Source organism: Hominifimenecus sp. rT4P-3, from assembly GCF_051055405.1.
Classification (GTDB): Bacteria; Bacillota; Clostridia; order Lachnospirales; family Lachnospiraceae; genus Pseudolachnospira.
This window is the reverse complement of the sequence record NZ_CP167068.1, coordinates 1,815,955-1,828,745: the sequence shown is the minus strand read 5'-3', so window position 1 is coordinate 1,828,745 and position 12,791 is coordinate 1,815,955. Positions and strand designations below refer to the sequence as shown.

Genomic DNA, 12,791 nt, shown 5'->3' with positions numbered 1-12,791 from the left:
GTAGGCGGGGGCTGCCTAGTTTTCGGCAAAAGAAGGGATGATATGGATAAAACGAGAGATTTACTTGACCTAAATCATACGTTGGCAAGGCCTCTCTTAGAGAAGGCGGAATATCCTTGGGAAGCTCTAGGGAAAATCAAAGATTTTATCTTGGAACTTGGGCCGAAGCTTCCGAAGGAGGAATATACGGAAGTAGCGGAGCATGTATGGGTGGCGAAAGACGCCAAGGTAGCGCCGACGGCTTACCTAGGTGAAGCGGTAATCGTTGGAAAAGGGGCGGAAATACGCCATTGCGCGTTTATCCGCGGCAGCGCTCTGATTGGAGAAAAGACAGTAGTCGGAAATTCAACAGAGTTAAAAAATGTGATCTTATTTGATGAAGTGCAGGTGCCCCATTACAATTATGTCGGCGATGCTATTTTGGGATATCATGCCCATATGGGAGCAGGATCGATTACTTCCAATATCAAGGCGGATAAGAAAAATGTGGTGATCCGAGGAGAAGGTGAGGAGATTGCCACAGGACTTCGGAAGATGGGAGCTGTGCTGGGAGACTGGGCGGATATCGGGTGCAATTCTGTGTTGAATCCCGGCGTTATCGTAGGACGTGGGTCCCGCGTATACCCGCTTTCCATGGTGCGCGGTGTGATACCCGCTAAGTCCATCTATAAAAAAGCAGGAGAAATTGTTCAAATCAGACGGGAGGAATAAAGTCATGCCGATTAAAATACAAAATGATCTGCCGGCGAGAGGCGAGCTGGAAAAGGAAAATATTTTTGTTATGGACGAAAATAGGGCCATGGCCCAGGATATCCGTCCACTTCAGATTTTGATTTTAAATTTGATGCCGGTCAAACAGGATACGGAAACTCAGCTGTTTCGGGCTTTGTCCAATACGCCCTTGCAGGTGGACATTACCCTGATGCATATGTCCAGCCATCAGTCTAAAAATACTTCGTCCGTTCATCTGAATAAATTTTATGTGACTTTTGCAGAAGTGAAAGAAAAGAAGTTTGACGGCATGATTATCACCGGCGCGCCGGTGGAAATGATTCCTTTCGAGCAGGTGGATTACTGGGAAGAGCTTTGCGAAATCATGGAATGGAGCAAGAGCCACGTTACCTCGACCATCCATGTCTGCTGGGGCGCTCAGGCTGCACTTTATTATCACTATGGACTAAATAAGGAACTTCTTCCCCAGAAGCTTTCCGGCGTCTATAAGCATCATCTATTGACCAGAGAGATGCCTTTGACCAGAGGATTCGATGACTTTTTTAAGGTACCCCATTCCAGAAATACTACGGTACCGCTGGAAGAAATTCAGAAAAAGGAAGATCTGGTCGTTTTGGCGAAATCCTATGAGGCCGGCGCTTACCTGATTCAAAATAAGGCGGGAAATCAGATCTTTATCACCGGTCATCCGGAGTATGACCGGATGACGCTGGATAAGGAATATCATCGAGATTTGGCCGCAGGGATTCACCCGGAAATTCCGGAAAACTATTACCCGGAGGGGAATCCGGATAACACTCCGTCCCTGACCTGGCGGATTCATGCGAACACCCTCTATACCAATTGGCTCAACTATTATGTATACCAAAGTACTCCGTATTATCTGTAGAAAAGCCTTGAAAAATCTAGGTTTTATGCGGTTTTGTGGTGATTTCGAAATTTACAAATTTTCACGTAAATTCAGGAATTTTGATGGCAAAATGGTGTAAAAATGGTGTAAAATGGTGTAGTAAATTTGGAAAATTCTTGTGTTGACGGAGGAGGAAGCATAGGATGGAGACTTTTCGCCAATGGCTGTATACGGGGCCGGGACATTTTCAGCTGGAGGAAGTAGAAAAAGAAGAACCCAAACCGGGAATGGTCCGTCTGGCGGTAAAGGCTTTTTCTATTTGCGGTTCGGATTTGACGGCCTTTCGTCGGATGCACGAACGGATGATTCCTCCGTTGGTATTGGGACATGAATTTTGCGGCGTGGTGGATGCAGTTGGAGAAGGGGTTGCCACTGTGAAAGTGGGACAGCGCGTAGGGGTCAACCCCATTCTTCGATGCGGCGTCTGCTGGCATTGTAAAAATGGAAGGCCCAATTTATGCCCCAATCGGCATAATACGGGAACAACGATTTTGGCTGGACGATATGACGGTGGAATGCGGGAGTTTACGTATATGCCGGAATTTTCCTTGATGCCGCTGCCGGATTCCATTGATTTTATCCACGGCGCGCTGATTGAGCCGCTGGGCGTGTGCATTCATATGGCGGACGTAGGATATTTGCCCAACGAAAAATACACCGTCATTTACGGCTGCGGGCCGGTGGGGTTGATGACCATGCTGATTTTAAAGGCCAGAGGAGTCGAGCATGTCATCTGTGTGGATGTCCGAAAGAATCGTTTGAAACTGGCAAAAGAGCTGGGCGCCTCTCTGACGATTGATGCGACGGAAGAAAATACGGTCTCTCTTGTGCAGCAATTTGCGAAGGAGCGAGGTGGAGCAGACAGGATTTTATTGTGTACGGACGCACCGGAGCCGTTTTTAGAAGCGATGAAGTTGGCGCGAATGGATGGAACGGTTGTGCTGACCGGGCATATAAAACCGACCATTGAATTTCGTCCGGAAGACATTTTGGAGAAAGGTTTGCGCGTTTTATCCCAGGTAACCTTTTTACCGGAACATCTGGAACGTTCCATGAAGATGATTCAAAACAAAGAGATTCCATTGGATAAAATTGTCACAAAAGTATTGCCTTTTTCCAGCCTACAGGACGCGTGCGAGCTTTTATGCGCGCCGGACAATGACGAGATTAAAATTGTAATTGATGTGACAAGAAAGTAGAAGGGATTTTATTTTGTAATAAGATTCAGGTGCCACAAAGACCTTGTGACACCTGAATCATAATAAAAAATTCAAGAAAACATTTCGCTGGAAATGGGGGAGTATATCGAAAGATATACTCCTTTTTAACGAGCCCACTTGGTGGCCAGTAGAAACAAAAGATAAAACACGCAGATTGCCCCACAGCCAATGACCAGACCGGGCAGTCCGCTTAGGGGAATCAAATATTTGGTGAGCCGGACCGCGATGGCTATGGCTGCCATTGGCCGCAGTACTCGGTAAAAGGTAGAAAAAGAAAAGGGGATGAGCCGGTATAAGGTGAAAATATGCAGGGCAGCTACCAGAAGCTGAGACGCCAGCATTCCCCAAAGGTAAGCTAGGATTCCATATTGGGGAATCCATAGAAAAACAAAGACCAGACGAACCGAAAGCCCGACCAGGTTTTGAAGGAAGGTAGCGGCGGTTTTTCCCATACCGTTTAGGATGCTGCCAGCGGTGGTCGCCAGATAAAGAAAGGGACAAAGCCAGCCTAAAATCGTGATATAGGTACCTGCATCGGCGTTTTGAAATAGAAGCGTTCCCATTTCTTCTCCCCAGGCAACAAAGATTCCGGTGCAAAGAATGCCAAGGTAGATGCTGTAGCCGATGGAAAGTTCCGTGGTGCGTCCAATTTTTCCCGTGTCGCTGACCGATTGCGCCTCGGCGACCGAGGGAAGAAGCATGACGGCGACCGAGTTGGTTAGGGCGGAAGGAAATAGAATAAACGGTAGAGACATTCCCGTCAGGATTCCATAGATGCTAAGGGCGTTCGAGGGGGAAAGTCCGCTCATCTGTAAACGATTTGGAATCTGAATGGCTTCGACGCTTTGCAGCACTCCCAGGATTAGCCGGTTCGCGGCCAGCGGCGTGGCTAGCAGCAGGATGTTTCGGAAAGCCTCTGAAATGGGAAGGGAGGAAACGGGTGCGACGGATTCATACATCCTATTTTCATAGAAGAATGTGATACGGATGGCGAGGACAGAGACGATGAGAGAAGCCAGTTCTCCTACGATTAAGCCTAACGCAGCGATGGTTACGGTCAGGGTTTGCCCTTGCCCAAGGTAATGATTGGCGATCAGATATACTGCTCCGACACGGACCAGTTGTTCCGCCAGCTGGCTGAGAGACGGTACTTCGGTTTTTTGTTTCCCGTAGTAGTAGCCATTGATCGCCGAATGGGCGGCAGTAATGGGAAGGGATAGGGCTAAAAGCCGCAGCAAGTCTGCTGTACGGGGTTCTCCGAGAAGAACAGCGGCAAAAAAGCTGGCTTTCCAATAGATCAATCCGGCCAGCAAAAAGGCAATGGTTTCAGAAAGAAAAAGCCCGGCGGTAAATTGGCTGCGCCCGTCTTTTAGATGATTTGTAGCGAGGGATTGGGCGACAAAGCGGGAAATTGCGGTCTGAATCGGACCGCAGCATAAGGCAAAACAAACGCCGGAGACCGGTGAAATCAGCTGGTAAATGCCCATGCCTTCGGCGCCGATCAAATTAGAAAGGTAAATGCGGTAAAAAAAACCTAAAATGCGGGATAAAAAGCCAGTGGCTGTTAAGATCAGTGTGCCGGTAATGATGGGATGTGCCTGCCGTTTCATAAACACCGCCTGGAAATGGAAATTATTATAATTTATGGCTTGACATAAAAGAATAGAAGTGATATCCTATAAGCAAAATTCATAGTAAAATAGTGGTGATTAAAAAACTCGGAATTCGTCAGGAGGAAGTTATGAAGATTACGACGAAGGGACGATATGGTTTGCGGGCAATTGTGGATTTAGCTGTTTTTAGCGAGGATGTGCCGGTGTCGATTCATAGTATTGCGGAACGGCAGGGGATTTCCGATGGATATTTGGAACAGCTGATCAGCCGATTGAAGCGAGAGGGGCTGGTAGAGAGCGTCAGGGGCGCGACTGGAGGATACCGCCTAGCGAGGCCGGCGGCTGAGATTTCTGTCGGAGATATTTTGCGGGCGCTGGAAGGAAGTCTTTACCCGGTGGAGTGTCCGGGGATCGGCGACGGGGAGAGCTGCGGAAATGAGACCATGTGCGTGGCCAAGGGCGTTTGGAAGATTATCGGAGACAGCATCGAAGCGGCAGTGGATGGAATTTCTCTGGAGCAATTGAAGAATCAAAGCAAAGATTGTCTGGGCATAGAATAAATCAGAGGCGGCGCTGCTAGATGTGCGTTGCCAGAAAGGATGAGATAGAACGATGAATTCAGTCATTTATTTAGATCATGCGGCGACGACGGCCACGAGGCCGGAGGCCTTGGAGGCGATGCTTCCTTATTTTTCCGAAAAGTACGGGAACGCTTCTTCTATTTATGGGATTGGTGCGGAGAGTAAGAAGGCCATCGACCATGCAAGAGCGATCGTGGCAGGCGCCCTGGGGGCAAAGCCGGAGGAAATCTATTTTACTGCCGGAGGGAGCGAATCGGATAACTGGGCGCTGAAAGCAACGGCGGAAGCCTACGGTGCCAAAGGCGGACACATTATCACGACAAAAATTGAGCACCATGCCATTCTCCATACCTGCGAGTGGTTGGAGAAAAATGGATATGCCGTTACTTACCTGGACGTGGATGAAAAAGGATTGGTCTCCCCGGAAGCGGTCCGAAGAGCGATACGCCCGGACACCATTTTGATCAGCATTATGTTTGCAAATAATGAGATCGGTACCATTCAGCCCATCCAAGAGATCGGGGCCATTGCAAAGGAACACAATATTTTATTCCACACCGATGCGGTGCAGGCTTTTGCCCATCTGGCGATTTCCGTCGATGAGTGTCATATCGATATGCTTAGCGCCAGCGGCCATAAACTTGGCGGGCCGAAAGGAATCGGTTTTCTCTATATCCGCAAGGGCGTGAAGATTCGTTCTTTTGTTCACGGCGGAGCGCAGGAACGCAAGCGCAGAGCAGGAACGGAAAATGTCCCTGGCATCGTGGGGCTTGGAAAAGCCGTAGAATCTGCCATGGCGAACCGGGAAGAGGCGGTCCGTTATGTGACGGGATTAAGAGATTATCTGATTGACCGGGTTCTCCAGGAGATTCCTTTTACCCGTTTAAATGGAGACAGAAAAAAACGCCTGCCTGGCAACGCGAACTTTAGCTTTCAGTTTATAGAGGGAGAATCCCTATTGATTATGCTTGATATGGAAGGGATCTGCGCGTCCAGCGGTTCCGCCTGCACCACGGGTTCCCTGGATCCTTCCCATGTGTTGATGGCCATTGGACTTCCCCATGAGATCGCCCATGGCTCTCTGCGATTAACGTTGGGGGAAGAGAATACAAAGGAAGAGATCGATTTTGTGATTGAGAATCTGAAGAAAATCGTAGGACGGCTGAGAGAGATGTCCCCGCTCTACGAGGATTTCATGAGGAAGAAATAAGACGGAGGAAGCGACATGTATAGCGAAAAGGTGATGGAGCATTTTCAAAATCCGAGGAACGTGGGAGAAATGGAAAATCCCAGCGGAGTTGGCACCGTGGGAAATGCGAAATGCGGCGATATTATGAGAATTTATCTGGATGTAGACGAGAATCAGGTGATCCAGGATGTGAAATTTAAAACCTTTGGCTGCGGAGCCGCGGTGGCAACCAGCAGTATGGCGACGGAGCTGGTAAAGGGAAAAACCATTTATGAGGCGCTGCAGGTGACCAATAAGGCGGTGATGGAGGCCTTAGACGGCCTTCCTCCGGTGAAGGTTCACTGCTCCTTATTGGCGGAGGAAGCGATCCATGCCGCGCTTTGGGATTATGCCCAGAAACACCAGATTGAGATTCCTGGACTGGAGAAACCAGTGGCTGATATCAGCGAACATGAGGAAGAAGAGGAATATTGATTCGGTGAAGAAGGAAAAGATTGTAATCGGCATGTCAGGAGGAGTCGATTCCTCCGTGGCGGCCTGGCTGCTAAAAGAACAAGGTTACGACGTGATCGGAGTAACCATGGAGACTTGGGAGAATGATGCCACAGGGGAGAAAACCTGTGGTTCTTCTGCTGTTTTGGATGCGAGGGGAGTCGCGGATGTTTTGGGTATTCCCCACTATACGGTAGATTTTCGGGAAGCCTTTCGCCGGGACGTCATAGAACCTTTTATGGCGGCCTATGAGGCTGGAAAGACGCCGAACCCTTGCGTAGCCTGTAATCGAAAGGTAAAGTGGGAGGCGTTGCTGGAAAAGGCGAAGGAGCTGGGCGCAGAGCAGATTGCAACCGGCCACTACGCCAGGATTCGACGTTTGTCCAACGGACGATATGCGGTGGAGCGGGCGGTCAGCGCGGCGAAAGATCAGACCTATGCCCTGTACCAGTTAAGCCAGGACCAGCTGGCCAGAACAAAAATGCCGCTGGGAGAGTTCACAAAAGATCAAGTCCGGGAGATGGCGGTGAAAGCGGAATTGCCGGTTGCGAATAAGCCGGACAGCCAGGATATCTGTTTTATCCCGGATCAAGACTATGCGGCGTTTATTGGGAGAATGAGAGGAACGGTTCCGCCACCAGGAAATTTTGTCGATGAGAAGGGAAACGTATTAGGACGCCACCAGGGAATCATTCACTATACGATAGGACAGCGAAAAGGACTTGGTGTTGCCTTTGGCGTTCCGTTGTTTGTGAAGGAAATTCGACCAAAGACCAATGAGGTGGTTCTTGGAAACGGGGACGAGATCTTTTCCAGACGGGTGGTTTGTCATTCACTTTGTTTTATGGGTGAGGCGGATTTTTTAGAGCCACGCCGGGTTCTGGCAAAGATTCGCTATAGTCATAAAGGTGCGATGGGGATCGTCCGGAGAATAGAAGATGATCTGGCCGAATGTATTTTTGACGAGCCGGTTCGTGCCGTGACGCCGGGTCAGGCCATTGTGTTTTACGATGGAGATCTGGTATTGGGCGGAGGAACCATCCAGAAGGGGGAATAAAATTAAGAAAATCTTCCCAGTTCTGTTCTGGAAATCTTCCGAAAAGTTTGGTATAGTGAAGAAAATGAGGGGGATAGGGGCATGAAAAAGAAATTAGCGGTGATATTGGCAGGGATTTTGTTACTTATCGTATCTGGCTGCGGGAATTCCAATGCAGGAACCGCAGAACCGGGACAAGCCTCCCTTCCGGTAAGCGGTACGGCGGTTTCGGAACCGTCCGCCAGTGAAGAGACGACGGCGGAACCTTCTGGGGAATCCAGCGCAGCGGAGACGACAGCTCTAGAGACAACGGTTCCTCCGGAAACCACAGCGGCAGAGACGACTGCTGCGCCGATGGTTTTTCAAGATGTGGACGAGACCGTCTATGTAACAGGCCAAGTGAATTTTCGGGCGGAGCCTTCCCTGGATGCGGAAATAAAAGCTGTTTTGTCAAAGCGCGCTTCTGTGAAACGGACGGGAATTGGCGACGAGTGGAGCCGTGTGGTTCAAAACGGGGAAGAAGGATACGTATCGAATAAATATTTGACGACGGAAAAGCCGAAAGTACCGGCAGGCTCTGTGGAGGGCCAAGCTGGAACGGGTATTTATCATGAGGGTGGAGATATCCTTGTGGTGATCGATGCGGGACACCAGGGAAAACAGATGACAGAGAAGGAGCCGAATGGCCCTGGATCTTCTACGATGAAAGCCAAGGTGGCCAGTGGAACCGAAGGGGTATCTACCGGGAATGAGGAGTATAAAGTCACGTTGAACGTTGCCCTTTATCTGAGGGACGAGCTGCTTTCCCGCGGCTACAGCGTGCTTATGACACGGGAGACCAACGACGTCAAGTTAAGCAATGTGGACCGGGCGCAGATTGCCAATGAAGCCGGCGCGGACGCTATGGTGCGGATTCACTGCAACAGTTCCGAAAAGAGTTCGGTAACGGGAGCCCTTGGTATCTGCCAGTCCCCGGACAATCCTTATTGCGGGGATATCTATAAAACCTGCCTGAAATTGACAAAGGCTGTGCTCAATGGCCATTGCGAAGCCACCGGACGTAAAAATACGGGCGTATGGGAGACGGACACGATGACCGGCACCAACTGGTGTCAGGTACCCAATACGATCATTGAGATGGGGTACATGAGCAATTCGGATGAGGATGAGTTGATGGGAACCGAAGATTTCCAGCGGAATGCCGCGATTGGTATTGCCGATGGTTTGGACGACTATTTTGGACGATAGAAAAGATCAAAGAATTTGTTCTTTCGATTCTTTTCTCAGCATTACCATGGACAAGCCGGCCAGGGCGCAGATCATGAGACCTGCGGCAAAGCTGGGATAGTAACTTCCAAATAGATCATAAGAATATCCAATACAGGAAAAACCGACGAAGCCCACAAATCCGCCCAGGGCGAATAAGCGGGAATACTTTCGTTCATATTCCTGACCAGTATATAAAAGCGGCGTGATATCTGCAACCGTGGTGGCACCTACGGCCATGCCGGCTCCGTTTAGAAATCCTCCCAGATAAATCAGGTTTGGGAACAGCGGAACCAGGAAAAATGTAAGGAAACAGGAGGCGGAAAAAAGAAGACCGGTGGTTAGCTGCGTATAGACGCCTTTCCGGTCTCCCAAAGCGCCGAGGATTACTTTGAAAAATACGTTTCCCAGCATGGCGCAGGCAGTGATCGAAGCGCCGGCGGAAAGGGCCAGACCCTGAGAAACCCCAAAGGTAGCCAGATGGCTATTGTACTGGGAGAGAAGTCCGGTTGTGGAGACCAAAAGAAGACAGAACGCAAAAACAAGTTGTGGGCGGCGATAAGCAGTCGGTATCGCCGCCTGCTTTTTTTCTTCTGGCTGTTCGTACCATCCATAAGGCTTTGTGTTACAGTCTTCTGGCCGAAGGTCCATCTGGAAGTAGGCCAGAGGAACGGCGGTGGCAAGAATAAAAATCCCCAGCGCTAAGATGGCGGTACGCCACCCAAAGGCGTCCGTCAGCCAGGAGCAGATCGGATTGCCGATCGCACCGAATAAACCGGTGGAGGCGGCAACCAGGCCAATGGCAAAAGACCGCCTGCGGATAAACCAGTGATTCATCTGACGCATGGTGGGAACAATCATAACGGCGGAACCAGCCGCTCCGGAAAAGACAGCCAAAACGTACCACTGCCACAAATGATGGAAAACAGCCATTACCATAAAGCAAAAGACAGCGGCGGCGGCAAAAGCCGCCTGCCGTTTCCGAAAGTTCTTTTTGGTCAGATAGGAAATGGTTACAGGCATGGCAATGGCCATGCTGATCCCCCGGATGGAAGAAAACAGAGAGAGACTGCCCATGGAAAAGCCAAGATCCTGACAGATCGCGGCATAGAGAACTCCCATACAATTCTGCATGATACCAGTTACCAATCCTTGAAAAAGGATACCGGCGGCTAAGATGCTCCAGGCACGATGCCGCATGGCAAGTTTTGATTTCATATACGTTTCTCCTAAGTTCCCGATCAGTCAAATCTAAAAATAATACGCACGTGTTGATAAAAAAACTTATATCCATTATACTCGAAGCGTAAGAAAAAACAATTACCACATTTTAGATTGTGTGGAATATTTAAGGAGCGGATTTTTATGAAAGAAAAAGAGCATGTGGATCTGCGAGTGCAAAAGACCCTTACCGCGATTCATCAGACATTTGAAGAGATGATATGTGAGATGGAACCGGTAAAGATTACAGTAAAAGCGCTGGCCGAACGGGCGCATATCCATAGAAAGACTTTTTATCTGCATTATGAATCTCTGGATATGTTATATGAGGATACGCTGCTAAGAATTGTGGATGGATACTTGGAAGAAATGAAAAAGTTACCGATCCCTTATAGCGTTCGGGAGAGCACTGCCGTCTTTTTTACGTACTATTCCAGGCAAAAGCCGTATGTAGAACGTTTGATTTGTCATCCTAGTTATCAGGGGTATCGAGATCGGCTCTTTTTTACAACGTTGATGAAAAACCGGGCCCGGTATTTTCCTTATGCGAAATTACCGTTGGAGAAACAAAATGTGATTCGTGCGTTTATTTGTTCCAGTACGATAGAAATTTACCGGCAGTGGATTGAAGACCACAAAAAGATGCCTTTGAATGAAGTGATCGATCTGGCATGTACATTACTTAGCAATGGAACGGAGGGAATGGAAAGGGAATTGAACAAATTTTGAATTCGAAAAAATGCTTGAACTTTTCTGCGTGATGTTGTATAATACTGGTGGTAAAAAGTTGAACTTTGAATTGAAATTGAACTTTTGAAAGGAAAGAACATGCAAAAGGAAACTTTTTCAGACCGATTGAAAATAGCGATGAACAAACAAGGCGTGAAGCAGGTGGATTTGGTGCGGGAGGCTGCCAGGCGTGGCGTGAAATTGGGAAAAAGCCACATGAGCCAGTATGTCAGCGGAAAGACCATTCCCCGTGGAGATATCACTCGTTTTTTGGCGGAAGCGTTACAGGTAGAGGAAGATTGGCTGAAAGGGAAACCATCATGGGGAGCTCCTAAGATGCCCCAGGAAAGAGGGCAAAGCTGCAGCGTGGAAGGGGCAGGAGGAAAAGAAATGCGTGAATTTAAAAAATCTTCAAAGTTGGATCATGTTTTATACGATGTTCGGGGACCAGTGGTGGAAGAGGCCACGCGGATGGAAGCGGCAGGGACACAGGTCTTAAAATTGAACATCGGAAATCCAGCCCCATTTGGGTTTCGTACCCCGGATGAAGTGATTTATGATATGCGCCAGCAGTTGACAGAGTGCGAGGGCTATTCGGCGGCAAAAGGACTGTTTTCTGCCAGAAAAGCCATCATGCAGTACGCACAGCTAAAGAAGATTCCAAATGTTTCGATTGAGGATATCTATACAGGAAATGGCGTCAGCGAATTGATTAATCTTTGTATGTCCGCGCTCCTTGACGATGGAGACGAGATTTTGATTCCGTCCCCGGATTATCCGTTGTGGACGGCCTGCGCGAACCTTTCTGGGGGAAAAGCAGTCCATTATATCTGCGATGAACAGTCGGAATGGTATCCGGATATGGATGATATCAGAAAGAAGATCAACGACCGGACAAAAGCCATTGTGATTATCAATCCCAATAATCCCACCGGTGCGCTGTATCCCAAAGAGGTTTTGCAGCAGATTGTGGATATTGCAAGGGAACATCAGCTGATTATCTTTTCCGATGAAATCTATGACCGTCTGGTTATGGATGGGGAAGAGCATATTTCCATCGCTTCCTTGGCGCCGGATTTATTCTGTGTGACGTTCAGCGGATTGTCCAAATCCCATATGATTGCCGGATTCCGAATCGGATGGATGATTTTAAGCGGAAATAAAACTTACGCGGAGGATTATATCGAAGGGCTCAATATGCTTTCCAATATGCGGCTTTGTTCCAATGTTCCAGCTCAGTCCGTGGTGCAGACTGCATTGGGTGGTCACCAGAGCGTGAACGACTATATTGTGCCCGGCGGAAGAATCTATGAACAACGGGAATTCGTTTATAAGGCATTGACGGATATACCGGGCATTACCGCGGTGAAGCCGAAGGCGGCTTTTTATATCTTTCCGAAGTTGGATGTTCAGAAATTCCACATCCTAGACGATGAGAAATTTGCTTTGGATTTGCTGCGGGAGAAAAAGATTTTGATTGTCCATGGAGGCGGCTTTAACTGGAAAGAACCGGATCATTTCCGGGTAGTTTACCTTCCGCGTGTGGAAGTTTTGGAAGACGCGATTGGAAAAATGGCGGACTTTTTAAGGTATTATCATCAGTGATCGAATGAAAAGGTGTAAAAATAAACAAGGCTTCTGGAAAATTTTCCAGAAGCCTTGTTTATTCTCCGGAGCGAGTGGGATTCGAACCCACGTGCCCAAAAAGGACAACCGCATTTCGAGTGCGGCTCGTTATGACCACTTCGATATCGCTCCATGTCTATTCAATTGCTGACTTGGAATAGTGTATCATAAAAATA

At 48.5% G+C, this 12,791-nt stretch carries 12 protein-coding genes and 1 tRNA gene; 10 read left to right on the top strand and 3 right to left on the bottom strand.

The features are described 5' to 3' along the window. Nucleotides 1–42 precede the first annotated feature (42 nt). From ACCC71_RS08455 to ACCC71_RS08445, 3 genes are all read left to right on the top strand, one after another. On the top strand, nt 43–711 hold the full coding sequence (locus ACCC71_RS08455) for a UDP-N-acetylglucosamine pyrophosphorylase (protein ID WP_434309195.1): 669 nt from the start codon (nt 43–45) through the stop codon (nt 709–711). Between the two features lie 4 nt (nt 712–715). Further along, nucleotides 716–1,621, top strand: a complete 906-nt coding sequence (metA, locus tag ACCC71_RS08450; protein WP_434309194.1) for a homoserine O-acetyltransferase MetA — start codon at nt 716–718, stop codon at nt 1,619–1,621. Nucleotides 1,622–1,785: 164 nt separating this feature from the next. Beyond that, on the top strand, nt 1,786–2,841 hold the full coding sequence (locus tag ACCC71_RS08445; protein ID WP_434309193.1) for a zinc-dependent alcohol dehydrogenase: 1,056 nt from the start codon (nt 1,786–1,788) through the stop codon (nt 2,839–2,841). Between the two features lie 125 nt (nt 2,842–2,966). On the opposite strand, the gene ACCC71_RS08440 is transcribed toward ACCC71_RS08445, so the two are convergent. After that, nucleotides 2,967–4,472: a putative polysaccharide biosynthesis protein gene (locus ACCC71_RS08440; protein WP_434309192.1), complete on the bottom strand. Its 1,506-nt coding sequence runs from the start codon at nt 4,470–4,472 to the stop codon at nt 2,967–2,969. A gap of 131 nt (nt 4,473–4,603) precedes the next feature. Here ACCC71_RS08440 and ACCC71_RS08435 point away from each other — a divergent pair, with 131 nt between their 5' ends. From ACCC71_RS08435 to ACCC71_RS08415, 5 genes are all read left to right on the top strand, one after another. Next, nucleotides 4,604–5,035 (top strand): RrF2 family transcriptional regulator, encoded by a 432-nt coding sequence (locus ACCC71_RS08435; RefSeq protein WP_434309191.1) that lies wholly within the window; start codon nt 4,604–4,606, stop codon nt 5,033–5,035. A 52-nt stretch (nt 5,036–5,087) separates the two neighbouring features. Continuing rightward, entirely contained in the window at nt 5,088–6,266 is a 1,179-nt protein-coding gene (nifS, locus tag ACCC71_RS08430) for a cysteine desulfurase NifS (protein WP_434309190.1), read from the top strand. A gap of 15 nt (nt 6,267–6,281) precedes the next feature. Beyond that, nucleotides 6,282–6,719: a Fe-S cluster assembly scaffold protein NifU gene (gene nifU, locus ACCC71_RS08425; RefSeq protein ID WP_434309189.1), complete on the top strand. Its 438-nt coding sequence runs from the start codon at nt 6,282–6,284 to the stop codon at nt 6,717–6,719. Continuing rightward, entirely contained in the window at nt 6,697–7,794 is a 1,098-nt protein-coding gene (gene mnmA, locus ACCC71_RS08420) for a tRNA 2-thiouridine(34) synthase MnmA (protein WP_434309188.1), read from the top strand. Before nifU ends, mnmA begins: the two co-directional genes overlap by 23 nt. Before the next feature lie 81 nt (nt 7,795–7,875). After that, nucleotides 7,876–9,021: an N-acetylmuramoyl-L-alanine amidase gene (locus ACCC71_RS08415; protein ID WP_434309187.1), complete on the top strand. Its 1,146-nt coding sequence runs from the start codon at nt 7,876–7,878 to the stop codon at nt 9,019–9,021. A gap of 6 nt (nt 9,022–9,027) precedes the next feature. Here the strand turns inward: ACCC71_RS08415 and ACCC71_RS08410 are convergent, their stop codons facing one another. Next, a complete protein-coding gene (locus ACCC71_RS08410) occupies nt 9,028–10,257 on the bottom strand; it encodes an MFS transporter (protein WP_434309186.1) in 1,230 nt (409 codons plus the stop codon). A gap of 147 nt (nt 10,258–10,404) precedes the next feature. Between ACCC71_RS08410 and ACCC71_RS08405 the strand changes: the two genes are divergently transcribed. Continuing rightward, nucleotides 10,405–10,989, top strand: a complete 585-nt coding sequence (locus ACCC71_RS08405; protein ID WP_434309185.1) for a TetR/AcrR family transcriptional regulator — start codon at nt 10,405–10,407, stop codon at nt 10,987–10,989. 99 nt (nt 10,990–11,088) lie between these two features. Then, complete coding sequence (locus tag ACCC71_RS08400; protein ID WP_434309184.1) at nt 11,089–12,594, top strand: aminotransferase class I/II-fold pyridoxal phosphate-dependent enzyme; 1,506 nt, start codon at nt 11,089–11,091, stop codon at nt 12,592–12,594. Nucleotides 12,595–12,660: 66 nt separating this feature from the next. Here the strand turns inward: ACCC71_RS08400 and ACCC71_RS08395 are convergent. After that, nucleotides 12,661–12,747, bottom strand: a tRNA-Ser gene (locus ACCC71_RS08395). Nucleotides 12,748–12,791 lie beyond the last annotated feature (44 nt).

Bases quoted from the DNA above. Each gene is read 5' to 3' on its own strand.
- ACCC71_RS08415 (WP_434309187.1), top strand. From the start codon at position 7,876: ATGAAAAAGAAATTAGCGGTGATATTGGCAGGGATTTTGTTACTTATC.
- metA (WP_434309194.1), top strand. From the start codon at position 716: ATGCCGATTAAAATACAAAATGATCTGCCGGCGAGAGGCGAGCTGGAA.
- nifS (WP_434309190.1), top strand. From the start codon at position 5,088: ATGAATTCAGTCATTTATTTAGATCATGCGGCGACGACGGCCACGAGG.
- ACCC71_RS08445 (WP_434309193.1), top strand. From the start codon at position 1,786: ATGGAGACTTTTCGCCAATGGCTGTATACGGGGCCGGGACATTTTCAG.
- ACCC71_RS08405 (WP_434309185.1), top strand. From the start codon at position 10,405: ATGAAAGAAAAAGAGCATGTGGATCTGCGAGTGCAAAAGACCCTTACC.
- ACCC71_RS08410 (WP_434309186.1), bottom strand. From the start codon at position 10,257: ATGAAATCAAAACTTGCCATGCGGCATCGTGCCTGGAGCATCTTAGCC.
- ACCC71_RS08435 (WP_434309191.1), top strand. From the start codon at position 4,604: ATGAAGATTACGACGAAGGGACGATATGGTTTGCGGGCAATTGTGGAT.
- ACCC71_RS08440 (WP_434309192.1), bottom strand. From the start codon at position 4,472: ATGAAACGGCAGGCACATCCCATCATTACCGGCACACTGATCTTAACA.
- ACCC71_RS08455 (WP_434309195.1), top strand. From the start codon at position 43: ATGGATAAAACGAGAGATTTACTTGACCTAAATCATACGTTGGCAAGG.
- nifU (WP_434309189.1), top strand. From the start codon at position 6,282: ATGTATAGCGAAAAGGTGATGGAGCATTTTCAAAATCCGAGGAACGTG.
- mnmA (WP_434309188.1), top strand. From the start codon at position 6,697: ATGAGGAAGAAGAGGAATATTGATTCGGTGAAGAAGGAAAAGATTGTA.
- ACCC71_RS08400 (WP_434309184.1), top strand. From the start codon at position 11,089: ATGCAAAAGGAAACTTTTTCAGACCGATTGAAAATAGCGATGAACAAA.